This window comes from Pseudomonas sp. FP1154, assembly GCF_030687245.1.
In the GTDB taxonomy this organism is placed as follows: domain Bacteria; phylum Pseudomonadota; class Gammaproteobacteria; order Pseudomonadales; family Pseudomonadaceae; genus Aquipseudomonas; species Aquipseudomonas rhizophila.
In genome coordinates this window covers 5,607,195-5,631,949 of sequence record NZ_CP117465.1, presented here as the reverse complement: position 1 = coordinate 5,631,949, position 24,755 = coordinate 5,607,195, and the positions used below count along the sequence as shown (strand labels likewise).

Here is a 24,755-nt window from a genome sequence, read left to right as displayed (position 1 = left end):
AGAACCTGAAAGTAAGAAGGATCTGCGATGACTGACCAACAGAACACAGCTGCCAGCGAAGAAGAAACCGCACCGCAATTCTCCTTGCAGCGTATTTATGTGCGTGACCTGTCCTTCGAAGCCCCGAAAAGCCCGGCGATCTTTCGCCAGCAGTGGGAGCCGAGCGTAGGCCTGGACCTGAACACTCGCCAGAAAGCCCTGGAAGATGATTTCCACGAAGTGGTGCTGACCCTGTCGGTGACCGTGAAGAACGGTGACGAAGTCGCATTCATTGCCGAAGTGCAGCAAGCCGGGATCTTCCTGATCAAGAACCTGGATGCCGCTTCGATGAGCCACACCCTGGGTGCCTTCTGCCCCAACATCCTGTTCCCGTACGCCCGCGAAACCCTGGACAGCCTGGTGACCCGCGGTTCGTTCCCGGCCCTGATGCTGGCCCCGGTGAACTTCGATGCCCTGTACGCGCAAGAACTGCAGCGCATGCAGCAAGAAGGCGCCGCGACCGTTCAGTAAGCGGTATCGCGGCTGTAGCACAAGGTATAAACCTGTGGGAGCGAGCCTGCTCGCGATAGCGTCATGTCAGTCAGTATTGAGTTGACTGGTACAGCGCTATCGCGAGCAGGCTCGCTCCCACAGAAGTTTCTGGCCAGGGTTACCGGAAACCGTTCTGCCGCCAGGCCTCGTAAACGGCCACTGCCACGGTGTTGGACAGGTTCAGGCTGCGACAGCCTTCGCGCATCGGCAGGCGCAGACGCTGGTCGGCGGGCAGGGCGTCCAGTACCTCGGCCGGCAGGCCACGGCTTTCCGGGCCGAACAGGAACGCATCGCCCGCGACGAAGCTGGCATCATGGAATGGCCGCGAACCCTTGGTGGTGAAGGCAAACAAGCGCGGATGCCCCAGGCTCTCCAGACAGCTGGCGAGGTCGGCGTGGCGCTGCAGGGTGGCATACTCGTGGTAATCGAGACCGGCACGGCGCAGGCGCTTGTCGTCCATCTCGAAGCCCAGTGGTTCGATCAGATGCAGGTGGCAGCCGCTGTTGGCGCACAGCCTGATGACGTTGCCGGTGTTCGGCGGAATTTCCGGTTGAAAAAGGATGACGTGAAACATGCACGGCTCCGCAGATAAAGATGAGCGGCATTCTACGCCGCAAACCGATCAGCGTTCGAAGCTATTACCTCGAGTGATGGGGTCTTTGGCGATCTTCGGTCTGATGGTCGGCCTGATGATCGGTCGCCTGACCACGCCCGAGCCGAGCGTGCTGCAACAGGTCGAAGTGATCGACGGGACGCTGGTGGCCTGGTTCAACAACGAGCCCAAGCTGCACGGGGAAATCATCGACGGCTCAGTGGCGCTGTTGCTCCAGGCAGAGGGCCGTCCGCAGAAGGGCCAGCTCAAACTCAATGGCAAGGACGTGAACTGGCGGGTGCGTTTGAGTGACAAAGGGTTGTTGCTGACGCTGGTGGCGGCGCGTCCATTGCGGGGGGAGTGGGCCGGCAGCGAGGTCGATGACCGCTGGCGGCTGGAGATCCGTCTCCAGGAGCAGTAAAAGAGGGAATCCCCGGCCTGCCTGTACCAAGGTCCCCAAACGGGAGGGGCTTGCGTTAAACGCGCAGCCCCGGGTGTAAAGAAGGGAAACCTTGACCTGCCTGTATCAAGGCCCCCAAAACAGTGGGCTCGATGAGCCCGATGTAAAATGGGGAATCCCCGGCCTGCCTGTACCAAGGTCCCCGAAACTGGGTAGTGATTGAGTTATTGCAGGGGGCGTGCCAGTTTTAAATGGCTTGTCACAAAAAATCTGCTGATGATGCGCAAAGCCCCGTATTTCGGGGCTTTTGCTTTTGTTTGTGCGGTTTCTTCGAGTTGGGCTGATTGGTTTTGACGGGGGGGCGCATGTGCCATTGCGGTTCTCAGTGCATCGATGCGGTGCATCAAGCCTTCAAAAACATCGCGAGCAGGCTCGCTCCCACAAGATAGTCGCGACACCGCAAACCTTTGTGGGAGCGAGCCTGCTCGCGATTGGCCTTCAAGATCAGTGAAGGGCTAAAGGCTGCTCAGCCCTCATCCCCCTCATCATCATCCCCGCCATCAACCTTCATCCCCAATTCCTTGATCTTGCGGGTCAAGGTATTGCGGCCCCAGCCCAGCAGCACCGCGGCGTCGCGACGGCGGCCGGCGGTGTGCTTGAGGGCGGTCTCGATCATGATGCGTTCGAAACTCGGTACGGCGCTGTCCAGCAGGTTCGATTGGCCGCGGGCCAGGGCCTGGTCGGCCCACTGGCGCAGGGCCTGTTCCCAGTTGGTCACCGGGGCCGAGTCCTGCGGCAGGCTGAGCAGCTCCGGTGGAAGATCGCTGATGTGCACTTCGCGACCGGACGCCATCACCGTGATCCAGCGGCAGGTGTTCTCCAGCTGGCGCACGTTGCCGGGCCACGGCAGGTTCTTGAGGTATTCCTCGGTTTCGCTCTTGAGCAGTTTGGGCTCTACCGCCAGCTCCTGGGCCGCGCGGCTGAGGAAGTGCCGGGCCAGGGTCGGGATGTCTTCGCGACGGTCCGCCAGGCGCGGGATATGAATGCGGATCACATTCAGGCGATGGAACAAGTCTTCGCGGAATTTGCCCGCGTGGACCAGGGTTTCCAGGTTCTGGTGGGTCGCGGCGATGATGCGTACATCGACCTTGACCGGTGTATGGCCGCCCACCCGATAGAACTCGCCGTCCGCCAGCACGCGCAACAGCCGGGTCTGGGTGTCAGCCGGCATGTCGCCGATTTCGTCGAGGAACAAGGTGCCGCCGTCGGCTTGTTCGAAGCGCCCGCGCCGCAGGTTGGCTGCGCCGGTGAACGCGCCTTTCTCGTGACCGAACAGCTCGGACTCCATCAGGTCCTTGGGGATCGCCGCCATGTTCAGCGCAATGAACGGTGAGGCCGCCCGTGGACTGTGGCGGTGCAGGGCATGGGCGACCAGTTCTTTACCGGTGCCCGATTCGCCGTTGATCAGCACGGTAATGTTGGAGTGGCTCAAGCGCCCAATGGCGCGAAACACTTCCTGCATTGCCGGCGCTTCACCGATGATTTCCGGGGTGCGTGCCAGCGCTGGCACCTCTTCCATACCCTGTTGCTCCTGGGCGTGCTGGTTGGCGCGCTTGACCAGTGACACGGCCTCATCGACGTCGAAGGGCTTGGGCAGGTATTCGAAGGCGCCGCCCTGGTAGGACGCCACAGCGCTGTCCAGGTCCGAATGGGCGGTCATGATGATCACCGGCAGCCGTGGGTGCTGCTCGCGAATCCGCGCCAGCAGGTCCAGACCGCTAGCGCCGGGCATGCGGATGTCGGAGATGATGACGTCCGGTTGCTGACGGGCCAGGCGGCTCATCACTCCGTCGGCGCTGTCGAAGCTCTGGGTGGTCATGCCTTCCTGTTGCAAGGCTTTTTCCAGGACCCAACGGATAGAACGGTCGTCATCGACGATCCACACGGTTTCACTACGGCTCATGTCGATGTGGCTCCTTGTTCCAGTGGCAGGAAGATCGAAAAGGTGGTGTGGCCGGGATGGCTCTCACATTCGATCAAGCCCTGATGCTGACTGATGATGTTTTGGGTAATGGACAGGCCCAGCCCGGTACCGTCAGGGCGGCCGCTGACCATGGGAAAGAAGATGGTTTCCTGCAACTCCGCGGGAATGCCCGGGCCGTTGTCGATGATTTCGATCTTGGTCACCAGGCGATGACGCACATGGCCGATGGTGAACTGGCGCATGGCGCGGGTGCGCAGGCTGATGCGGCCCAGGCGCAGCTCGTTCTGGCTGCTGATGGCCTGCATGGCGTTGCGCACGATGTTCAGCACCGCCTGGATCATCTGCTCGCGATCGATCAAAACATCGGGAATGCTCGGGTCGTAGTCGCGCACCAAGGTGATGCACCCCTGGCTCTCGGCTTCCACCAGGCTGCTGACGCGCTCCAGCACTTCGTGAACGTTGCACATTGCCAGGGACGGCAGCTTGTTGGAGCCGAGCATGCGATCCACCAGATTGCGCAAGCGGTCGGCTTCTTCAATGATGACGTTGGTGTAGTCCTTGAGACTTTCTTCGGGTAGCTCCCGGGCCAACAGTTGCGCCGCGCCGCGAATCCCGCCGAGGGGGTTCTTGATCTCATGGGCCAGGCCGCGCACCAGCATCTTGCTGGTTTCCTGCTTGGACAACTGAGCCTCTTCCTTGGTGATGCGCAGCAGGCGATCACGGGGATGCACCTCCAGCAGCAACAGCGTGGCACCGTTGTTCAGGATCGGTGTTACCGCGTAATCCACGGTCAGTGTCTGGCCAGTCAGGGCGGTGAGCATCGCTTCGCGCTTGGTGAACGGGTGCGCCTGTTCCACTGCCTGGCGCAAGGAGTTGAGCGCCTCGGCCGATTCGGTGAACAGCTCGCTGATGAACTGCCCGTGGCTGCGCTGGCCGCTGACGGCCAGCAGCATCTCTGCCGCCGGGTTCATGTACTCGAGCCGCAGTTCGGCATCGAGCAGGATGGTTGCGGTGGTGAGGTTATCGAGTAGCAAGCGGTGTAGTGCGTCGCTAATGGTCATCAGGACCTCTTTTGGAGCGTAAGCAAGCACGCGTATGACGCGCCGATACAAGGAAAATGCAAAAACCAAACCAAGGCTCCGAAAAGAAGCGTTTAGAGCCTCAAACGAACCTTTTTCGCCCGATTGCGTGGCGTTCTGCCAGCTTTTTCGGGTACTTTCGAACCAAAATGGGCTGGAATTTGAGTAGGGTGCAGACACTTGCACCAATATAGTGCGCCATCCAGGCGGGCGTTAGAAGAACGGCAGGATGCTGCTTTGCTCTTCTGCGGGCTTGTCGGTGAGGGGGCATTCGGGACGCTGGCCGTAGTCGGCGGTGGCGCAGGGTTTGATGCGGCGTTTCTGCGCCGGGAAATGCGCTGCATGTGGAAGGGCTGGTTGGCGGTACGTTCGACGATGCGGCCCTGCTCATCGAGAATCTCTACCGCCAGATGATGGCTGCCCCGATCAATGTTGCTCAGCGCGAACACTGGGCTGGGTCCAGGTTCGCCTGTGGGGTTGCCATCCAGTAGCAGTCGGTAGCGGTGGCCTTTTTGCAAACCGGGTTCGCTGGTGACCGTGACGATCAGTTCCCCCGCTGTGCTGCGTATCGTGGCATCCGGTTCAGGGATCAACAGTCGCAGCATTTCGTAACGGAACATGGGATCGGGCTTTTTTTCAGGCGCCGACGCCGAGGCTGCGCCGGAGGGCGGTGTTGCCATCCGGTTGGCGGGCGGCAGTTGGACTTTCTGGGCGTTGCCGGGACGCGGTTGATCGGTGAAGACGCGATTGCCCTGGGCATCGATGTAGGTATAGACCTGCGCTGCCCCCAGCCCCGGCAGCACGGCCAGGCACAGCACGAGCAGCCAGCGGATCATGGGCGGTGCACCCGTTGCACGGTGAAGATGACGGTTTCGCTCTGTTGCACAAGATGTTCGCCGTCGATGACCTGTACCGCCAGGCTGTGCTCGCCCCGGTCGATATTCACCAATTGCAGGCGCGGCACGTTGCTCGGCTGGCCATAGGGCTGGCCGTCCAGCAACAACCTGAACAGATGGGGGCTTTGCAGACGCGGCCGAGCCAGGACGCCAACGGTGAAGGTGCCGTTGTTGGCGCGCAGGGCCTCTTCGCTGGGGATGTCTGTCAGCTCCAGAGTTTCGTAGGCGTTGCCTGGCTCGTCCCGGTTCGCGGCGGGCGCAGCAGCGTTCGGGTTGGTCGGGGGCTGGGGTTCGACACTGTTGAGTGGCGGCAGCTCCACTGCCTGGGCCGGTATGCCATCGGGCGGCTGGTTGCTATAGGCGGTGTTACCGTCGGCGTCGGTGTATTTGTAGATCTGTGCGGCGGCTGGCAGCGCCAACAGCAACAACAGCATTCCTGGAAAGCCACGACCCATAAAATCAACCGAAAACCGAAAGTGTTGGATTGCAGCATAGGTCAGGGGAGGCGGTTGGCCCAAGTTGTTGCACGCCATCCCTTGTGGGGGCGGTGTTCACAGCCTCCAGGTTCGACACTGGACCTCTGTGGGGGCGAGCCTGCTCGCGATGGCGGAGTGTCAGTCACGCAAGTGGTAGATGGGCTGGCCTCATCGCGAGCAGGCTCGCTCCCACAGGGGAAAGATGTGTGGGCTCAGGATTTTGTGAGGACGCACAGCTCTGCGGTCGCCCGAACCAGCGCCATTTGCCGCAACGGATCGTTACTGACGGTATGGGTGGCCTGGGCCAGCCATTGCGGGCATTGCGGGTCGGTGCGGTAGGGGCTGAAGTCGGCCAGTTGTTGCAGCAGGCGTTTTTGCAGTTGATCCAGCTGCGGGCGGATCTGCCCAACCAGGTCCGGGCGCGGTGCGTCCGGGGCTTTGCCTTGCAGTTGCCAGTCGGACAGATGCGCGTATTGCACCAGTTTGTTGGCTTCTATTTGTGCGGCGAAAAACGCCTCTACCGCTTCACTGCTCAGTTTGTAAGCTGGTGCCTGGGCGACGGCAGCGGCGATCACCTCGCGTTCGCGCTGGCGATCTTCCACCGGTTTGCGGCTGTCCCACTTGCTCAGGGCGACCTGATCGGCAATGGCCAGGCGCTCGCCTATGGTGCCGAGCAGTGGGGCGAGGGTGGTGGGTGCGGTGGCGGCCTGGGCGGCGGTGCCCAACAACGCGGCAGACAGAGCAAGGCAGAATGAAACGCGCGAAGTCATGGGTGATCTCGTCTTCGAATAGTGGAGGGCGCAGACAATCATGCACGTAACCTGCGCCCATAAAAAAGGCCTCCCGAAGGAGGCCTCTTTTTATTCACGCCGCGTGGGGCGACGCTACCGGATCAGCAGCTGTAGTACAGCTCATATTCCAGTGGGTGTACGAAGGTGCGAACCTTGATTTCTTCTTCGCTTTTCAGTGCGATGTAAGCGTCGATGAAGTCATCGCTGAATACGCCGCCCTTGGTCAGGAACGCACGGCCCTTGTCCAGCTCTTCCAGGGCTTCTTTCAGGCTGCCACAAACCTGTGGGATTTCCTTGGCCTCTTCAGGCGGCAGGTCATACAGGTTTTTGTCGGCGGCATCGCCAGGGTGGATCTTGTTCTGGATACCGTCCAGACCGGCCATCATCAGTGCAGCGAAGGCCAGGTACGGGTTGGCAGCCGGATCCGGGAAGCGGGCTTCGATACGGCGAGCCTTAGGGCTGTTGACGTAAGGAATACGGATCGAGGCGGAACGGTTACGAGCCGAGTAGGCCAGCATGACCGGTGCTTCGAAGCCTGGTACCAGACGCTTGTAGGAGTTGGTCGACGGGTTGGTGAAGCCGTTCAGGGCCTTACCGTGCTTGATGATACCGCCGATGAAGTACAGAGCGGTGTCCGACAGGCCGGCATAACCTTCGCCAGCGAAGGTGTTCTTGCCGTCTTTGGAGATCGACATGTGCACGTGCATGCCCGAACCGTTGTCGCCGTACAGAGGCTTCGGCATGAAGGTCGCGGTGCGGCCGTATGCATCAGCAACGTTGTGTACGCAGTACTTCAGGGTCTGGACTTCGTCAGCTTTCTTGACCAGCGTGTTGAATTTCACGCCGATTTCGTTCTGGCCGGCAGTCGCCACTTCGTGGTGGTGAACTTCGACGGTCTGGCCCATCTCTTCCAGTGCGTTGCACATGGAGGTACGGATCTCGTGGTCGAAGTCGAACGGTGGAACCGGGAAGTAGCCGCCCTTGATACCAGGACGGTGGCCTTTGTTACCGCCTTCCACGTCCTGGTCGGACATCCACGAACCTTGTTCGGAGAAGATCTTGAACATGGAGCCGGAGATGTCGGACTTGAACTTGACCGAGTCGAAGATGAAGAACTCAGGCTCAGGGCCGAAGAAAGCGGTGTCGCCGATACCGGTGGACTTCAGGTATTCCTCGGCACGGTGGGCGATGGCGCGTGGGTCGCGGTCATAGCCTTGCATGGTCGAAGGTTCGATGATGTCGCAGACCAGGATCAGGGTCGGCTCTTCGGTGAACGGGTCCAGGACGGCAGTTTCGTCGTCCGGCATCAGGATCATGTCGGAGGCTTCGATGCCTTTCCAGCCAGAGATGGAGGAACCGTCGAACATCTTTCCGATTTCAAAGAATTCGTCGTCCAGCGCATCACGGGCCGGCATGGTCACGTGATGTTGAGTGCCTTTGGTGTCAGTGAAGCGCAGATCAATCCACTTGACGTCATGATCTTTGATGAGTTGAACCGACTTCGACATATGTCCTCCGGGTGGCTTCGGGCGGGTAATGGTGTGCCCTTAGATATGGGTGATGCCGGCGCGAATACTCTGCCAAGGCAACCTGCCTCACAAGGGAGCAATTTGCATGCCAGTGCCCCAGCATGGGTTTTTTGCACCAAATCCACGCTTTTATAGCCTGTATTCGCGGATTGTCGAACAATTGCGCACTGCAATGTGGCGTAACTTACGAGAGATGACCTGTTTTGGTGCGTTGAAAACCAAGTGCACATTAACTGGTTAAACCTTGAGCAATTTCCGCTATAATCCGCGCCCCCCTTTTTCGGCTGGCCGTTCGCGCGCTGTTTTCATGAAACTAATCGTAAAAGTCTTCCCCGAGATCACCATCAAGAGCCGCCCGGTACGGATGCGTTTCATCCGCCAGTTGGCCAAGAACATCCGTGCCGTGCTCCGCGATCTGGACCCGGCTGTGGTGGTGAACGGCGTGTGGGACAACCTCGAACTGGAAACCCGCGTCAGCGAACCCAAGATTCTCAAGGAAATGACCGAGCGCCTGAGCTGCATGCCGGGCATCGCGCATTTCCTGCAGGTCGACGAATACCCGCTGGGGGATTTCGACGACATCCTCGCCAAGTGCAAGCTGCATTATGGTGATGCCCTGGCCGGCAAGATTTTCTCGGTGCGCTGCAAGCGCGCCGGCAAACACCCGTTCAGCTCGATGGACGTGGAGAGATACGTCGGCAGCCAGTTGCGCAAGCAGTGTGGCGCCGCCGGAATTTCATTGAAAGACCCGCAAATTGAAGTGCGCATCGAAATTCGCGACCAGCGGTTGTTCGTGATCCACAGTCAGCACGACAGCATTGGCGGGTATCCGCTGGGTTCGCTGGAACAGACCCTGGTGCTGATGTCCGGCGGCTTCGATTCCACGGTCGCGGCCTACCAGATCATGCGTCGCGGGCTGATGAGCCATTTCTGCTTCTTCAATCTTGGCGGGCGCGCCCATGAACTGGGCGTAATGGAAGTGGCGCACTTCATCTGGAAGAAGTATGGCAGCTCCCAACGCGTGTTATTTGTGAGCGTACCGTTCGAGGAAGTCCTGGGCGAGATTCTCGGCAAAGTCGATAACAGTCATATGGGCGTCATTTTGAAGCGTATGATGTTGCGTGCCGCATCCAGCATCGCCGATCGGCTGCACATCGATGCGCTGGTCACCGGCGAGGCGATCTCCCAGGTGTCGAGCCAGACGCTGCCGAACCTGTCAGTGATCGACTGCGTCACCGAAAAGCTGGTGCTGCGCCCGCTGATCGCCAGCCACAAGCAGGACATCATCGACACGGCCAACGAGATCGGCACCGCCGATTTTGCCCGGCACATGCCGGAATACTGCGGGGTCATCTCGGTCAATCCGAAGACTGCGGCCAAGCGCGGGCGTGTGGAGCATGAAGAGAAAGAATTCGACATGGCGGTGCTCGAGCGTGCGCTCGAAAACGCCAGGCTGGTGCCAATCGATCGGGTGATCGATGAATTGGGCCAGGACATACAGATTGAAGAAGTCGGCGAAGCGCTGGCCGGTCAGATCATCATCGACATCCGTCACCCGGACGACGCTGAAGACGACCCGCTGAGTATCGCCGGTATCGAGGTACAAACGATGCCGTTCTATGCAGTGAACGCGCGTTTCAAGGAACTGGACCCTACTCGCCAGTACCTGTTGTATTGCGACAAAGGCGTGATGAGTCGCCTGCATGCCCACCATTTGCTCAGTGAGGGGCATGCCAATGTGCGCGTTTATCGACCGAGCTAAGTGCCCGGGGCTGTTTGCCTGTGGCCTGCGTCACCGGCCCCCCGACGCCGCCGACAGGCTGTAACGGCTTTGTCGGACTCAACGTAAATCGCTGCCACGACCTGTCAGCACACCGAATCCTCTGATCGAGATACACAAGTGATCGAAAATCTACGCAACATCGCCATCATTGCTCACGTTGACCATGGTAAGACCACCCTGGTAGACAAACTCTTGCGTCAATCCGGCACTCTGGAGCGCAACGAGCTCAACGACGAGCGCGTGATGGACTCCAACGACCAGGAAAAAGAGCGCGGTATTACCATCCTGGCGAAAAACACCGCCATCAACTGGAATGGCTACCACATCAACATCGTGGACACCCCGGGCCACGCCGACTTCGGTGGTGAAGTAGAGCGCGTAATGTCGATGGTCGACTCCGTGCTGCTGCTGGTCGATGCCCAGGACGGCCCTATGCCGCAAACCCGTTTCGTGACCAAGAAGGCTTTCGAAGCCGGCCTGCGTCCGATCGTGGTCATCAACAAGGTTGACCGTCCAGGCGCGCGTCCGGACTGGGTTCTGGACCAGATTTTCGACCTGTTCGACAACCTGGGCGCCACCGAAGAACAGCTGGACTTCAAAGTCGTCTACGCCTCGGCCCTGAACGGTATTGCCGGTCTGGACCACACCAACATGGCCGAAGACATGACCCCGCTGTACCAGTCGATTGTCGACGACGTACCTGCGCCGAAAGTCGACCGTGACGGTCCGTTCCAGATGCAAATCTCGGCCCTGGACTACAACAGCTTCCTGGGTGTGATCGGTGTTGGCCGTATCGCCCGTGGTCGCATCAAGCCGAACACGCCGGTCGTGGCTATCGACGCCGACGGCAAGAAGCGCAACGGTCGTATTCTCAAGCTGATGGGTCACCACGGCCTGCACCGTATCGACGTTGAAGAAGCAGCTGCCGGCGACATCGTCTGCATCAGCGGCTTCGAGCAACTGTTCATCTCCGACACTCTGTGCGACCCACTGAACGTCGAAGCGATGAAGCCGTTGACCGTCGATGAGCCAACCGTTTCCATGACCTTCCAGGTCAACGACTCGCCATTCTGCGGTAAAGAAGGCAAGTTCGTGACCAGCCGTAACATCAAGGAGCGTCTGGACAAGGAGCTGCTCTACAACGTGGCACTGCGCGTTGAAGAAGGCGACTCGGCCGACAAGTTCAAGGTTTCCGGCCGTGGTGAGCTGCACCTCTCGGTTCTGATCGAAACCATGCGTCGCGAAGGCTTCGAAATGGGCGTAGGTCGTCCTGAAGTGATCATCCGTATGGTTGATGGCGTCAAGCACGAACCGTACGAAAACGTGACCATCGACCTGCCGGAAGAATCCCAGGGCGCGATCATGGAACAAATGGGCCTGCGCAAAGGCGACCTGACCAACATGGTTCCGGATGGCAAGGGCCGTGTGCGCCTTGAGTACAACATCCCGGCCCGTGGCCTGATCGGTTTCCGTAACGAGTTCCTGACCCTGACCTCCGGTGGCGGCATCCTGACTTCGATCTTCGATCGTTATGACGTGATGAAGTCCGGCGACATGTCCGGCCGTCAGAACGGTGTTCTGGTATCGGTTGCGACCGGCAAGGCACTGACCTACTCGCTGGAAACCCTGCAAGCGCGCGGCAAGCTGTTCGTCGAGCACGGCCAGGACATCTACGAAGGTCAAATCGTCGGCCTCAACAGCCGTGACAACGACCTGGGCGTGAACCCGACCAAAGGCAAGAAGCTCGACAACATGCGCGCTTCGGGTAAAGACGAAACCATCGCATTGGTTCCGCCGGTCAAGTTCACTCTGGAGCAAGCGCTGGAGTTCGTGCAGGAAGACGAACTGTGCGAAGTGACGCCTAAGTCGATTCGCCTGCGTAAGAAGATTCTTGGCGAAAGCGAGCGTACCCGCGCTGCCAAGAAAAGCGGTAACTGAGTTTCGACGTAGTTAATGGCTGAAAAAAACGCCCCTGATTGTGAGATCAGGGGCGTTTTTTTATGCCCGGAATTTGTGCGTCGCTTCTTAGGGCCCTATCGCGAGCAGGCTCGCTCCCACAGTGGATTTTCAGCGGATACAGATGTTGTGTCCGGCATCAATCCAGTGTGGGAGCGAGCCTGCTCGCGATGACAGTGGTTCAGGCACCGCTGAACCATCTGTAGATCAGAACTTGTCCAACGTCCGCGGATTACGCTCGCGCTCCACTTCCTTGGGCTTGTAGGCGCAATACCCCGGGCGCGGCCCGACCCGCGGATGGTTGCGGCAGGTATCCGGGCGCTTCTCATAAATGGTGCACAACCGGCTCTTGCGATCCAGATAAAGGCAATCGTTGTTGCTCATGCGCTGGAGCGTGAAGATTTCGGATTTCTGGTTATAGCGCTCGACGATCCCTTCCTTTTGCAGGCGCTTGGCGATGTTTTTCGGCGGGTCGCCCAGTTCGAATTCGTCGACGATACCGATCCGGATCAGGTCCTTGATCTTGACCTCCACCGGCAGTGTGCAGCAGCTCGACACGCAGGAACCGCACATTGGCGCGGAGTACTTGGCCCAGGTATCGATTCGGTCGATCTCCGCGGCGGCGATCAGGTTGGGCTTCATCATCAAGGTTTACCAGCATGCATCAGGGCGCGCGATCATACCGGGACTGGTGAAATTTTGAACGACCATCTGCCGGTTTTTTTTCGAGCCCGGTAAAACTCTCCCAGGACCGGCACGGCCCCTGCATTCATTCGCCCATACGGCAATTCCCTGGCGGCGATTCTCCGTCGCCATGGAAAAACCAACGAACCTGCGCCTGTAGTGCCTGTCAGACCGTCTAGGCTCAGACAATTTCATGCTCGTTCGAGGTCTCATCAATGACTCAAGAACCACTTGTTCGCGAAGCCGAAGTGGCTGCATTTCGCGATGCCGTGTTGACCAAACTCACTTACGCCGTCGGCAAGGACCCGGATCATGCGTTTGATCACGACTGGTTCGAAGCCATTGCACTGGCCGCCCGCGACCATATGGTCGAGCACTGGATGGACCACACGCGGCAGATTTACCGCAAGGGCCAGAAGCGCGTTTATTACCTCTCCCTGGAATTTCTCATCGGCCGCTTGCTCTATGACAGCCTGAGCAACCTCGGCCTGCTGGACACTGCGCGCGAAGCCTTGACCGAACTGGGCGTGGATCTGGAGCGCATTCGCCTGCTCGAACCCGATGCGGCGTTGGGCAACGGCGGCCTCGGCCGGTTGGCGGCATGTTTCATGGAAAGCATGTCCACCTTGGGCATTGCCGGCCATGGCTACGGCATTCGTTACGAGCACGGCCTGTTTCGCCAGGCCATCGTTGATGGCTGGCAGCAGGAGCAAACCGAACACTGGCTGGATTTCGGCAACCCTTGGGAGTTCGAGCGGCCGGAAGTGGTTTACCCGATCGGCTTCGGCGGCAGCGTCGAGACCGTGACCGACGCCTCCGGCAATACCAAGCAAGTCTGGTCTCCGGGCGAAACCGTGCGAGCCATCGCCTATGACACCCCCGTGGTGGGTTGGCGCGGTGCCAGCGTCAACACCCTGCGTCTGTGGCGCGCCCGTGCCATGGAAGAGCTGCACCTGGAACGCTTCAACGCCGGCGACCATTTGGGTGCCGTGGCGGAAGTGGCCCGGGCCGAGAGTATCTCCCGCGTGCTGTACCCGGCCGACAGCACCGAGGCGGGCCAGGAATTGCGCCTGCGCCAGGAGTATTTCTTCGTCGCCGCCTCGCTGCAGGATTTGTTGCGCCGTCATCGCAACATGCACACCTCGGTATTGACCTTGGGCGATCACGCGGCGATCCAGCTCAACGACACTCACCCGTCGATCGCCGTGGCCGAATTGATGCGCCAATTGGTGGACGTCTACGACGTGGCCTGGGACGCCGCCTGGCAGATCACCCAGGACACGCTCTCCTACACCAACCACACGCTGCTGCCCGAAGCCCTGGAAACCTGGCCAGTGGGGCTGATGGAGCGCATGTTGCCCCGGCACATGCAGATCATTTACCTGATCAACGCCCAGCACATCGATGCTCTGCGGTCCAAGGGGGTGCACGATTTCGACGTGCTGCGCGCGGTGTCGCTGATCGAAGAAGACAATGGCCGCCGGGTGCGCATGGGCAACCTCGCCTTTCTCGGTTCACACAGCGTCAACGGTGTGTCCGGATTGCACACGCAACTGATGCGCAGCACGGTGTTCTCCGAACTGCACAAGCTCTATCCCGAGCGGATCAACAACAAAACCAACGGCATCACGTTCCGCCGCTGGCTGTTTCAGGCCAACGCTGAACTGACTTCGATGATGGTCGATGCCCTGGGCCCGAGTGTGCTCGACAACCCCGAGGAGCGCCTGATCGAGCTGGAGCCGTTCGCGGATCAACCGGCGTTCCGCAAACAGTTCGCCGAACAGCGCCTGCACAGCAAAAAGGCCTTGGCGCATCTGATTCACGAGCGTTTGGGGGTTGCCGTGAACCCGGCGGCGATGTTCGACGTGCAAGTCAAACGGATCCATGAATACAAGCGCCAGTTGCTCAACCTGATGCACACGGTGGCGCTGTACCAGGCGATCCGCGCCGAACCGGAAGTGGACTGGGTGCCACGGGTGAAAATCTTCGCTGGCAAGGCCGCCGCCAGTTATCACCAGGCCAAGTTGATCATCAAGCTGACCAACGATATCGCCCGTGTGGTGAACAACGACCCGACCGTGCGCGGCCTGCTCAAAGTGGTGTTCCTGCCCAACTACAACGTCAGCCTGGCCGAGAGCATCATCCCGGCGGCGGACCTTTCCGAGCAGATATCCACGGCCGGTTTTGAAGCGTCAGGCACCAGTAACATGAAGTTCGGTCTTAACGGTGCGCTGACTATCGGCACCATGGACGGCGCCAACGTGGAGATGCATGAGCGCGTGGGCGGTGAGCACATGTTCATTTTCGGCCTGACGGCCGAGCAGGTGGAGGCCCGCAAGCAGAACGGCGAGTTCAGTGCCGCGCCGGACATTGCCGCGTCCCATCGCCTCAACGATGTGTTGCAGGCTATTCGCGGCGGGGTGTTTTCGCCGGACGATCCGATGCGCTACACCGGGCTTGTCGATTCGCTGGTGGATTACGATCGCTTTCTGGTCTGCGCCGACTTCGACTCTTACTGGGATGCCCAGGCCAGGGTCGAAGAACGTTGGCACGACGCCCAGCACTGGTGGCGTTCGGCGGTGCTCAACACCGCGCGCATGGGCTGGTTTTCCTCCGACCGGACCATTCGGGAATACGCCACCGACATCTGGAAAGCCCTGGAGTAGCAGTTGCAGGAAATGTGAGCGAAGCCCAACGGTGGTTGGGCTTGGTCGATATACTAAGCGCCAGTTTCGCCGGGCTGTGTGGCCGGTTTAGTGCTTGAGGCGCCAGCAATCCATTGTGGGAGCGAGCCTGCTCGCGATAACGGTGTGTCAGCCAACCTGTTTGGTAACTGACGGACCGCTATCGCGAGCAGGCTCGCTCCCACAAGGTTTGTGTGGTTCCACTAGACTGAACCAGGCACCGCTTCACCCCGGTTACGCCCGCAAAGGGCCGCTTAGGGATATCGACCATGCAATGGATTTTGATGCTGTTGGGCCTGGCATTTGGCTGGGTGGTGGATGAGTCGTTCGCCGATGCGCTGATAGGCGCGTTGCTGGGCCTTGGCATCGCTCAGGGGATTGGTCTGCGTCGCCTCGGTGCCCACGCCGCCGAACAGCAGAACCAGTTGCAAACGGCCCAGCGCACCTTGAGCGCACTGGAGCAGCGGCTGATCGCGCTTGAACGCAGCACGGTCGCAGCCTCCGAACCGCCGCCATCGCCCGAGATCGTCGTGGCCCAGGCACCGGAATCCGAAATCCCACCTGAGCCGGAGCTGGTCTGGGAACTGCCGCCTGACCTTGAAGCCCTTCCGGCGATGACCACACAAGCCAGTCAGCCGTTGCCCGACGACGTATGGACGTCTGCGCCGGCCGCCCCCAAACCGGTCCAGCCGGAACCGGCTGCCCCTCGTGGTCCGAATCTGTTCGAGCGTGCCGTCGCGGGGGCGCGTAACTGGCTGTTTGGCGGTAATACCGTATTGCGGGTCGGGGTGGTGCTGTTGTTCCTCGGCCTGGCGTTTCTGCTGCGCTATGCCACTGAAGGCATGGTCGTGCCCATCGAGTTGCGTTATGCCGGCGTCGCGGCCAGTGCGTTGGGCCTGTTAGGCCTGGGCTGGTGGCTGCGCCAGCGCAACAGCAACTACGCGCTGATGTTGCAGGGCACCGGGATCGCCGTGCTGTACCTGACCGTGTTCGCCGCCATGCGCCTGCATCCGCTGCTCGACTCGAAAGCGGCCTTGGGCTTGCTGGTGGCGGTCACGGTGTTCTCGGCGATTCTGGCGGTCACCCAAAATGCCCTCGGCCTGGCTGCGGTGGCAGCGTTGGGCGGGTTTGCCGCGCCGATTCTGACGTCCACCGGCAGCGGTAACCATGTCGCGCTGTTCAGCTACTTCATCCTGCTCAATGCCGGCATTCTGGCGATTGCCTGGTTCAAGGCCTGGCGCCTGCTCAACCTGATTGGTTTTGTCGGCACCTTCGGCATCGGTTTCGCCTGGGGCTTGCGCTCTTATGGGCCGGAACTGCTCTGGAGCACCGAGCCGTTCCTGATTGTTTTCTTCCTGATGTACCTGGCGATCGGCTTGTTGTTTACCCGACGCAAGCTGCTGGAAATGGGCGACGGGCCCGAGGACGAAGGCCGCGATGCGCTATTGCGCTGGTCGGCCCGCAAGGGCGACTACGTGGACGGCACCCTGTTGTTCGGCCCGCCCCTGGTGGGGTTCGGTCTGCAGTTCGCGCTGGTGCAGCATCTGGAGTTCGCCGCAGCGTTCAGCGCCCTGGCCCTGGGCATCATCTACATGGGACTGGCGCGGGTATTGATGGGGGGGCGCGCCGTCCTGTTGGCCGAAACCTGCCTGGCCTTGGGGGTGATTTTTGCCAGCCTGGCGATTCCCCTGGGCCTCGATGCTCGGTGGACCGCGGCGGCATGGGCCGTGGAAGGGGCGGGGATTTTCTGGCTGGGCCTGCGTCAGCAGCGGCCTTTGGCTCGGGCTTTTGCCTTGCTGCTGCAACTGGGCTCGGCGCTGGCTTTTGTCAGCGAGTTGCGTCAGGGCGACAGCAGCCTGATCGATGGCGCCCCGCTGGGGGCGTTGATGCTGGGTGGCGCCTTGCTGTTCAGTTTCTACCAGTTGCGCAAGACCGCGCCTGAGCACGCCACACGCTGGGAGCGCCAAGGCCTGCCGGTGCTGGCAGTGCTGGGCTTGAGTTTTCTCTATCTGCTGGCGCCGTTGTTCTTCTTCACTCACGGCACTGCCATCGCCTGGGCCTTGGCCGGTCTGGCGACGCTGTTCGCGGGCCTGCGCCTGCAATCGCGCAGCTTCCTGTTTACCGCGTTCGCAGTACAACTGCTGGGTGGCGCGTTGTTTCTGTTGCGTTTGCAGGGGGCCGAAGGGGATTCGACCGCCGTGTTCAGCGCTGGCTGGAGCGGTTTGCTCAGCGCCTCCCTGATCGGCCTGGCGCTGATTGGCGGCATGCTGTTGGCGGCACGCGATGACATGGTGCGCAACGATGTTCGATTGCTACGCGGGCTGTCGGTGGTGCTGCTGGCTGGGTTGGTGCTGATCAACCTTGCCGTGCTCTTCGTCCTGCCCTGGCAAACGGCGAGCGGTGTATGGGCGGCCAGCGGCCTGCTGATCATCTGGCTGAGCCTGTACCTGAAGCAGCGCGTGAGTTTCGTGTTTGGCCTGTTGTTGCAGTTGATCGGCGGCGCGGCGTTTCTTGCCGCCGGGTCGGCGCTGCTCGGGCCGCTGAGTGCCGAGGATCTGCGGCCCCTGGCCCACAGCGGGTTCTGGACGCCGCTGGTGCTGGGACTGGCGGCACTGGTGGGCGCATGGCGATTGCAGCGCGGCCATCCGTCGGCGGTGTTCCAGGCCTTGAGCTTGCAGCGGTTGTCCGAGTTGCTGCTGGTCTGGGGCGCAGGCTGGTGGGCACTGGCGTGGGGCAGCGAAGTGCTGCGCTTTGCACCGCAGCACCTGCAAGGTCATTTGATGCTGATCGTCGCGGCAATCAGTGTAGCGCTGTGGGCATTGCTGGCGCTGCGTTTGAAATGGCCGGCGATGGGGTTGCTATGCACCTTGCTGATACCTGTGGCCGGCTGTGTGCTGGTCGCGACCGGGCACAGCCGTTATCACCCGGCGGCGGATTTCGGCTGGCTGGCCTGGTTGGCCGTGTTCGCCGTGCATTTGCTTTCCCTGAAACGTCTGGCACCGCTGCTACCGGCCCGGGCGCGCAGCACCGCCCATGTGCTCGGTTGCTGGCTGCTGATCGGTGTGCTGGCGCTGGAGGTGCGCTACGGCCTGCTGCTGTTGTCCGAGCAGTACAACGCCTGGCGCTGGCTGGGTTGGGCGATTCTGCCGAGCCTGTACCTGGTGCTGATGGCCGCGCCGCGGGCCTGGCCGTGGCCGGTCTCGGCCCATTCGCGCGAATATCGTATGTACGCGGCGGCACCCCTGGCCCTGTTGATGCTGGGCTGGTTCTGGCTGGCCAACACCTTCAGCGACGGCAGCGCCGAGCCGTTGCCCTATGTGCCGCTGCTCAACCCGTTGGAGCTGGGCTTGCTGTTCGCCTTGTTTGGCGTCTACGCGTGGGCCCGCAGCGCGGTGGCGCAACTGGCAATCCGGTGGGGTCATGCCGGACACGTCGCCCAGTTGATCGCCGGCGTGTCGCTGTTCGCGTTCTTCACCGCCGTGGTGATGCGCAGTGCCCACCATTGGATCGGCGTGCCGTTCGAGCTGGATGCGTTGCTCGAATCCATGTTTGTGCAGGCCGGGCTGTCCATCGTCTGGACCCTGATTGCCCTGGGCCTGATGATCGGCGGGCATCTGCGCCATCGTCGTGAGGTCTGGCTGATCGGTGCGGCGTTGATCGCCGTGGTGGTGGCCAAGCTGTTCTTTGTCGAATTGAGCAACCGTGGCGGTCTGGCGCGGATCGTGTCGTTTATCGGCGTGGGTGTATTGCTGTTGGTGGTGGGCTACTTCGCGCCGCTGCCGCCAAAACGCCCGGAAGGGGGCTCGCGGACCGAGCCGCCAATACCTGTCAGTGAGGGAGTGTCGTCTTGAGTCACAAGTTGAGTCGCATCGGGTTGGGCGTGGTGGGGTTGTGGGTGGCCTTGTCGGTGACGGCCCAGGAACAGCCGGCGGACTTTGCCCATCAGGTGCCATTGGCCTTGAGCGGCGAGGGACCCTGGTATCGCCTGGCGTTGCCCCTGGAGATTCAGTTGCAAGCGCGCCAGACCGATCTGAGCGACCTGCGGGTGTTCAACGCCGCCGGGCAGGCACAGGCCTACGCATTGGTTCGCGAGACGGCCCGGAGCCGGGAAAACAGCACCACCGACGTGAAGTGGTTCCCGTTGTACAACGCCGCCGATGACAACGAGCGCGCGCCCAGCGTACGGGTGCAATCGAGCGCCAACGGCACGCTGGTGCAGGTGCAACCGTCCAGCCGGCTCGAGGCGGGGGAGGAGGAACTGCGCGGCTGGCTGCTGGATGCCAGTGCGATCAAGGCGCCCTTGCAACAGTTGATCCTCGACTGGACCAGCGAGCGCGACGGCTTCCAGCGCTTCACCATCGAAGCCAGTGACGACCTGCAACACTGGCAGGCGTGGGGCGAAGGCCAGGTGGCGCGGCTGACCTTTGCTGATGAGCGGGTGGAGCAGCATGAGGTCAGCTTGCCAGGACAGCCGGCGCGTTATCTGCGGTTGTTATGGGAATCGCCATCATCGGCGCCGGTGTTGACCTCGGCCCAGTTGCAGAGCGGCAGTCGCGAGAGCCTGCCGTTGCCGTTGGTCTGGTCGCAGCCTTTGGCCGGTAGCACCACGAAGGCTGGGCAATACACCTGGCAGTTGCCCATGGGGTTGAATGTCGAACAGGTGCAGGTCGAACTGAGCCAGGCCAACAGCCTGGCACCGGTGACCCTGGCCGGACGGCGTGAAAGCAGCCAGCCGTGGCAATCGCTGGGCAGCGGCTTGCTGTATCGCCTGACCCAGAACGGCCAGGATGTGCTGCAAAACCAACTGCAGCTGTCGGGGCAGACCGTGCAGCAATTGAAGCTGACGGTGGACGAGCGAGGCGGCGGCCTCGGTGCCCAAGCGCCAGCCTTGCGTTTTGCCGTGCGCCCGACCCAGGTGGTGTTCCTGGCGCGTGGCGAGGGGCCCTACAGCCTGGCGCTGGGCAATGCGACGGCGAAAGCGGCCAGCCTGCCACTGGCCACGCTGGTGCCCGATTACAAACCGTCACGCCTGGCGACCCTGGGTACGGCGACGCTGAGCGGTGCGGCCACCTCGACACCGGTTACTGCCGCCACGCCTGCGACCGTCGAGACCAACTGGAAGAAAATCGGCTTGTGGGCGGTGTTGCTGATCAGCGTACTGGTCCTCGCGGCGATGGCATTGAGCTTGCTGCGTAAGCCGCCGGTCAAAAACTGAGGTGCTGCGCACCCATCGCGAGCAGGCTCGCTCCCACACTGGATTTATGTCGTATACAAAAACTGTGTCCGCAGAAGATCAAATGTGGGAGCGAGCCTGCTCGCGATAGCGTCCTCTCGACAACAGAAATACCCAAGCGAGGCGCGACCCCGTGAACTCAATCCTCCATTCCCCGTCTCATAGGAGGAATTAAGTCCCGACTCGCGCTAAACTGCGCAGGTTTTTCCGCCCCCTATTCTTCGGAGCCGTCCATGTCCCGCGTTACCTTGAGTCGCTATTTGATTGAGCAGACCCGCAGCAACAACACCCCTGCCGATCTGCGCTTTTTGATCGAAGTGGTGGCGCGTGCATGCAAGGAGATCAGCCACGCCGTATCCAAAGGCGCCCTGGGTGGTGTCCTGGGCAGCATGGGCACCGAAAACGTGCAGGGCGAAGTGCAGAAGAAGCTCGACGTGCTCTCTAACGAAATCCTGCTTGAAGCCAACGAATGGGGCGGCCACCTGGCCGGCATGGCGTCCGAGGAAATGGACAACGCCTACCAGATCCCAGGCAAATACCCCAAGGGTGCTTACCTGCTGGTGTTCGACCCACTGGACGGTTCGTCGAACATCGATATCAACGCGCCAGTGGGCACCATCTTCTCGGTATTGCGTTGCCCGAACGAATACCTGAGCCAGAATGAAGCCTTGAATGAAAAGGCTTTCCTGCAGCCAGGCACCGAACAGGTCGCCGCCGGTTATGCCATCTATGGCCCGCAGACCATGCTGGTGCTGACCCTGGGCGACGGCGTCAAAGGCTTCACGCTGGACCGTGAGATGGGCAGCTTCGTTCTGACCCACGAAGACATCACCATTCCTGAAACCACCCAGGAATTCGCCATCAACATGTCCAATCAGCGTCACTGGGAAGCCCCGGTACAACGCTACGTGGGCGAATTGCTGGCCGGTGAAGAAGGTCCGCTGAAAAAGAACTACAACATGCGCTGGGTCGCCGCGATGGTCGCGGACGTACACCGCATCCTGACCCGTGGCGGTCTGTTCATGTACCCGCGCGACAGCCGCGAGCCGTCCAAGCCGGGCAAACTGCGTCTGATGTACGAAGCCAACCCGATGTCGTTCCTGGTGGAACAGGCTGGCGGTGCGTCCACTGACGGTCACCAGCGTATTCTCGACATCCAGCCCGAAGGCCTGCACCAGCGTGTGGCGGTGTTCCTTGGCTCGAAGGAAGAAGTCGCCCGCGCCACGGCCTACCACAAGGAATAAATCATGGCCCAGCCCTGGCAGCCGTTGCTCGATTGGTGGTTTGGCTCAGCCAAATCGCCGGACGAAATAGCCGCTGACAAGGGCAAGCTGTGGTTCGGCAAACGGCATGATCGCCAAGCGCACGAGCGCTTCGGCGATCAGGTCGAGCAGGCACTGGCCGGCGGATTGACCGACTGGGCGCAACGCCCCGAAGGCTGGCTGGCTCTGGTGCTGCTGCTTGATCAGCTCCCGCGGATGATCTTTCGCGATTCCCCCAAGGCTTTTTCCGGTGACCTGCGTGCCCAAGCGCTGGTGGCCCAAGGCATGGCGGCGGGTTTCGACCGGCAACTCGAACCTATCCAGCGGGTGTTCATCTACCTGGTGCTCGAACATTGCGAAAACCTGGCGGTGCAGAATGAAGCGGTGTCCCGTTTCATCGAACTGACCCGCGAGCAGCCCGAGGCGGATCGGGCGGTGTTCGAAGACAACCTGGATTACGCCGAGCGGCATCAGAAGATCATTGCGCAGTTTGGACGTTTCCCCCATCGCAATGCGGTGTTGGGGCGTGAGTCCACGGCTGATGAAATCGAGTTTTTGAACAGGCCTGGGTCCAGGTTCTAGATTGCGTTGCGGCTACTATCGCCATCGCGAGCAGGCTCGCTCCCACAGTTGATCTTTGGTGATCGCGGATTTTGTGTCCGACAGAGATCGGTGTGGGAGCGAGCCTGCTCGCGATGGGCCCGCCCGGGCACTAGATTCGGAAACTACCCACCAACTGCTTCAACCGCGCCGCTTGCTGTTCAAGGTCGGCACAGGCCCGCAATGTCGCTTGCAGGTTTTCCACGCCTTCCTGGTTCAGCGTGTTGATTTCGGTGATGTCGACGTTGATCGATTCCACCACGGCGGTCTGCTCTTCTGTGGCGGTGGCCACGGACTGGTTCATGCCGTCGATTTCACCGATGCGCTGGGTCACGCTGCCCAGGCGTTCGCCGGCCTGGTTGGCGATGCCGACGCTGCTTTCGCTCTGGCGCTGGCTGTCGGTCATGGTCAGGACCGCTTCCCGGGCGCCGACTTGCAGCTCCTCGATCATCTTCTGCACCTGCTGCGCCGAATCCTGGGTGCGATGAGCCAGGTTGCGCACTTCATCGGCCACCACCGCGAAGCCGCGACCGGCTTCACCGGCCCGGGCGGCTTCGATGGCGGCGTTCAGGGCGAGCAGGTTGGTCTGCTGGGAAATGCTGGTAATCACCTCAAGGATCTGGCCGATGTTCACCGTATTGTTGTTCAGGGTTTCGATGTTGCCGCACGAATCGCTGATCTTGGCGGACAACTGCTGCATGGCGGTGATGGTTTTATCCACCACGTGTTGACCGTCTTCGGCCAGGCTGCGGGCATCGCTGGAATGTTGCGAGGCGAGGGCGGCGTTCTGGGCGATTTCCTGGGCGGCGGCACCGAGCTGGTTGATCGCCGCGGCCACGCTGCTGGTGCGTGAAGCCTGCTGATCGGAATTGACCATCGACGAGTTGGACGCGCTGACCACACGCAGCGCGACTTCGTTGACCAGACCGGTGGCCGAGGCCACTTCGCGGATCGACGTGTGAATACGCTCCACGAAACGGTTGAACGACGTGCCCAGAGCGCCGAATTCGTCCTGGCCATGGATGGTCAGGCGGCGGGTCAGGTCGCCTTCGCCTTCGGCGATGTCATGCATGGCGCGGCCCATGGTCAGCAGCGGTTGCATCAGCACGCGGATCAGCATGCCCAGCAGGGCGATGATGAATACCACGGCAATCACCATGGCGATCAGCGCCGAGGTACGGAACTCGCTGAGCATCGCCAGGGCAGTGTTCTTGTCGAGCACCAGCGCCACGTACCAATCGGCCCCCGGTACGCCGTTGACCCGCGTGAAGGAGAGGTATTGAGTCTTGCCGTCGAGCTCGACCTCCTTCATCCCCGGGCTGACGTGCAGTGCACCGTCAGGGTAGGCCTCGGCCAGGGTCTTGAGTACGCGCTTGCTGTCGGGGTGGATGAGGATCTTGCCGTCGGCGCTGACGATGAACGCATGGCCGTGGCCGCCGAAATTCAGCGAGTTGATGATGGCGCTGACGCTGGACAGGTCGATGTCCGCACCGGCCACGCCGATCATCTGGTTCTGATGTTGTACCGGGGTGGCGACGGTTATTACCAGTTTGCCCGACGAGGCGGCGATGTAGGGTTCGGTGACGATGGTTTGTTGGGCGCTGTTGGCGGCCTTGTACCAGCCACGGGCGCGGGGATCGTAGTCGGCCGCACGATTGCCGGCCGGTACCGAGAACATCACGCCGTCGGTGCCACCGAAATAGCTGAGCTGGAAGTTGCCGGTGTAGGCCGGTAGGCCCACGGCGCGCTTGAGACTATCGGCACTGCTGCCGTCCACGGCAATCTGCTGGGCCAACGATTGCAGCAATTGGGTGCGGCCTTCGACCCAGGTTTGAATGTTGCGGCTGGTCAGGCTGCCGAGCTCCTGCATGGAGGTCTCGGTGCTGGCTTGCAAGCCCTGGCGCTGACGGTAGTCGTTGAACAGGATGAAGCAGGCGAATGCAACGGCTACCACGAGCGCAGCAGCCAGCAGGATTTTGTGGCTGAATTTCATGTTTCTGGTCATTAAGAACGCTACCGCAGAGGAGCTGGTCAGGAAGGGGCGTCAATTTGCCATAACACCTGGCATCGCGCTGCTCTTTTTATCGGCTCCAAAGCGCTTTGAATCAGGCGCGTGCAGGCTAATCCCGACGAAATACACGACGGCGTCACAAACGGGTTGATTCATCCATGAAACACCGGCCCAAAGCCCAACAAATACTGGGTCTGTCGGGGAACCAGATAGGGGTTTTCTCTTCTAAGGTTCTGGTTGGCACCCTGCCACCCCCTTCCGTTC

General features: G+C 61.0%; 17 protein-coding genes and 1 pseudogene. 9 read left to right on the top strand and 9 right to left on the bottom strand.

Annotation, left to right across the window (positions count from 1 at the left end; all coding sequences use genetic code 11):
• Nucleotides 1–27: 27 nt before the first annotated feature.
• A complete protein-coding gene (secB, locus tag PSH91_RS25190) occupies nt 28–510 on the top strand; it encodes a protein-export chaperone SecB (protein ID WP_047226910.1) in 483 nt (160 codons plus the stop codon).
• A gap of 139 nt (nt 511–649) precedes the next feature.
• On the opposite strand, the gene trmL is transcribed toward secB, so the two are convergent.
• Nucleotides 650–1,105 (bottom strand): tRNA (uridine(34)/cytosine(34)/5-carboxymethylaminomethyluridine(34)-2'-O)-methyltransferase TrmL, encoded by a 456-nt coding sequence (gene trmL, locus PSH91_RS25185; protein ID WP_047226911.1) that lies wholly within the window; start codon nt 1,103–1,105, stop codon nt 650–652.
• Between trmL and PSH91_RS25180 the strand changes: the two genes are divergently transcribed.
• On the top strand, nt 1,104–1,544 hold the full coding sequence (locus PSH91_RS25180; RefSeq protein WP_076383353.1) for a hypothetical protein: 441 nt from the start codon (nt 1,104–1,106) through the stop codon (nt 1,542–1,544). The genes trmL and PSH91_RS25180 overlap by 2 nt on opposite strands.
• A 505-nt stretch (nt 1,545–2,049) precedes the next feature.
• Here PSH91_RS25180 and ntrC read toward each other — a convergent pair.
• From ntrC to glnA, 6 genes and pseudogenes are all read right to left on the bottom strand, one after another.
• Entirely contained in the window at nt 2,050–3,486 is a 1,437-nt protein-coding gene (gene ntrC, locus PSH91_RS25175) for a nitrogen regulation protein NR(I) (RefSeq protein ID WP_047226913.1), read from the bottom strand.
• Nucleotides 3,483–4,568: a nitrogen regulation protein NR(II) gene (gene glnL / locus PSH91_RS25170; RefSeq protein WP_047226914.1), complete on the bottom strand. Its 1,086-nt coding sequence runs from the start codon at nt 4,566–4,568 to the stop codon at nt 3,483–3,485. Before glnL ends, ntrC begins: the two co-directional genes overlap by 4 nt.
• 231 nt (nt 4,569–4,799) lie before the next feature.
• Nucleotides 4,800–5,422: pseudogene (locus tag PSH91_RS25165) on the bottom strand (DUF4124 domain-containing protein).
• Nucleotides 5,419–5,937: a DUF4124 domain-containing protein gene (locus tag PSH91_RS25160; RefSeq protein ID WP_047226964.1), complete on the bottom strand. Its 519-nt coding sequence runs from the start codon at nt 5,935–5,937 to the stop codon at nt 5,419–5,421. Before PSH91_RS25160 ends, PSH91_RS25165 begins: the two are co-directional and overlap by 4 nt.
• 233 nt (nt 5,938–6,170) lie before the next feature.
• Entirely contained in the window at nt 6,171–6,728 is a 558-nt protein-coding gene (locus PSH91_RS25155) for a chorismate mutase (protein ID WP_047226916.1), read from the bottom strand.
• A 122-nt stretch (nt 6,729–6,850) separates the two neighbouring features.
• Nucleotides 6,851–8,257 (bottom strand): type I glutamate--ammonia ligase, encoded by a 1,407-nt coding sequence (glnA, locus tag PSH91_RS25150; RefSeq protein WP_014336114.1) that lies wholly within the window; start codon nt 8,255–8,257, stop codon nt 6,851–6,853.
• Between the two features lie 328 nt (nt 8,258–8,585).
• Between glnA and thiI the strand changes: the two genes are divergently transcribed.
• The gene (gene thiI, locus PSH91_RS25145) at nt 8,586–10,040 is read left to right on the top strand and encodes a tRNA uracil 4-sulfurtransferase ThiI (RefSeq protein ID WP_047226917.1); all 1,455 of its coding nucleotides are present in this window, start codon (nt 8,586–8,588) and stop codon (nt 10,038–10,040) included.
• Nucleotides 10,041–10,178: 138 nt separating this feature from the next.
• Nucleotides 10,179–11,999 carry a translational GTPase TypA gene (typA, locus tag PSH91_RS25140; protein WP_047226918.1) on the top strand — a complete coding sequence of 607 codons (1,821 nt, stop codon included), beginning with the start codon at nt 10,179–10,181 and terminating at the stop codon, nt 11,997–11,999.
• A 225-nt stretch (nt 12,000–12,224) separates the two neighbouring features.
• On the opposite strand, the gene PSH91_RS25135 is transcribed toward typA, so the two are convergent.
• Nucleotides 12,225–12,662 carry a YkgJ family cysteine cluster protein gene (locus PSH91_RS25135; protein WP_047226919.1) on the bottom strand — a complete coding sequence of 146 codons (438 nt, stop codon included), beginning with the start codon at nt 12,660–12,662 and terminating at the stop codon, nt 12,225–12,227.
• A gap of 254 nt (nt 12,663–12,916) precedes the next feature.
• Between PSH91_RS25135 and PSH91_RS25130 the strand changes: the two genes are divergently transcribed.
• From PSH91_RS25130 to PSH91_RS25110, 5 genes are all read left to right on the top strand, one after another.
• Nucleotides 12,917–15,367, top strand: coding sequence for a glycogen/starch/alpha-glucan phosphorylase (locus PSH91_RS25130; protein WP_076383354.1), 2,451 nt, complete (start codon nt 12,917–12,919; stop codon nt 15,365–15,367).
• Between the two features lie 287 nt (nt 15,368–15,654).
• Entirely contained in the window at nt 15,655–19,236 is a 3,582-nt protein-coding gene (locus PSH91_RS25125; protein ID WP_305466910.1) for a DUF2339 domain-containing protein, read from the top strand.
• The gene (locus tag PSH91_RS25120) at nt 19,233–20,600 is read left to right on the top strand and encodes a DUF3999 domain-containing protein (protein WP_173406455.1); all 1,368 of its coding nucleotides are present in this window, start codon (nt 19,233–19,235) and stop codon (nt 20,598–20,600) included. The genes PSH91_RS25125 and PSH91_RS25120 overlap by 4 nt, the downstream gene beginning before the upstream one ends.
• Before the next feature lie 251 nt (nt 20,601–20,851).
• A complete protein-coding gene (locus PSH91_RS25115) occupies nt 20,852–21,862 on the top strand; it encodes a class 1 fructose-bisphosphatase (protein ID WP_047226923.1) in 1,011 nt (336 codons plus the stop codon).
• 3 nt (nt 21,863–21,865) lie between these two features.
• Nucleotides 21,866–22,462: a DUF924 family protein gene (locus PSH91_RS25110; RefSeq protein ID WP_160893996.1), complete on the top strand. Its 597-nt coding sequence runs from the start codon at nt 21,866–21,868 to the stop codon at nt 22,460–22,462.
• A gap of 130 nt (nt 22,463–22,592) precedes the next feature.
• On the opposite strand, the gene PSH91_RS25105 is transcribed toward PSH91_RS25110, so the two are convergent.
• Nucleotides 22,593–24,485, bottom strand: coding sequence for a methyl-accepting chemotaxis protein (locus PSH91_RS25105; protein WP_197685214.1), 1,893 nt, complete (start codon nt 24,483–24,485; stop codon nt 22,593–22,595).
• Nucleotides 24,486–24,755: the final 270 nt, after the last annotated feature.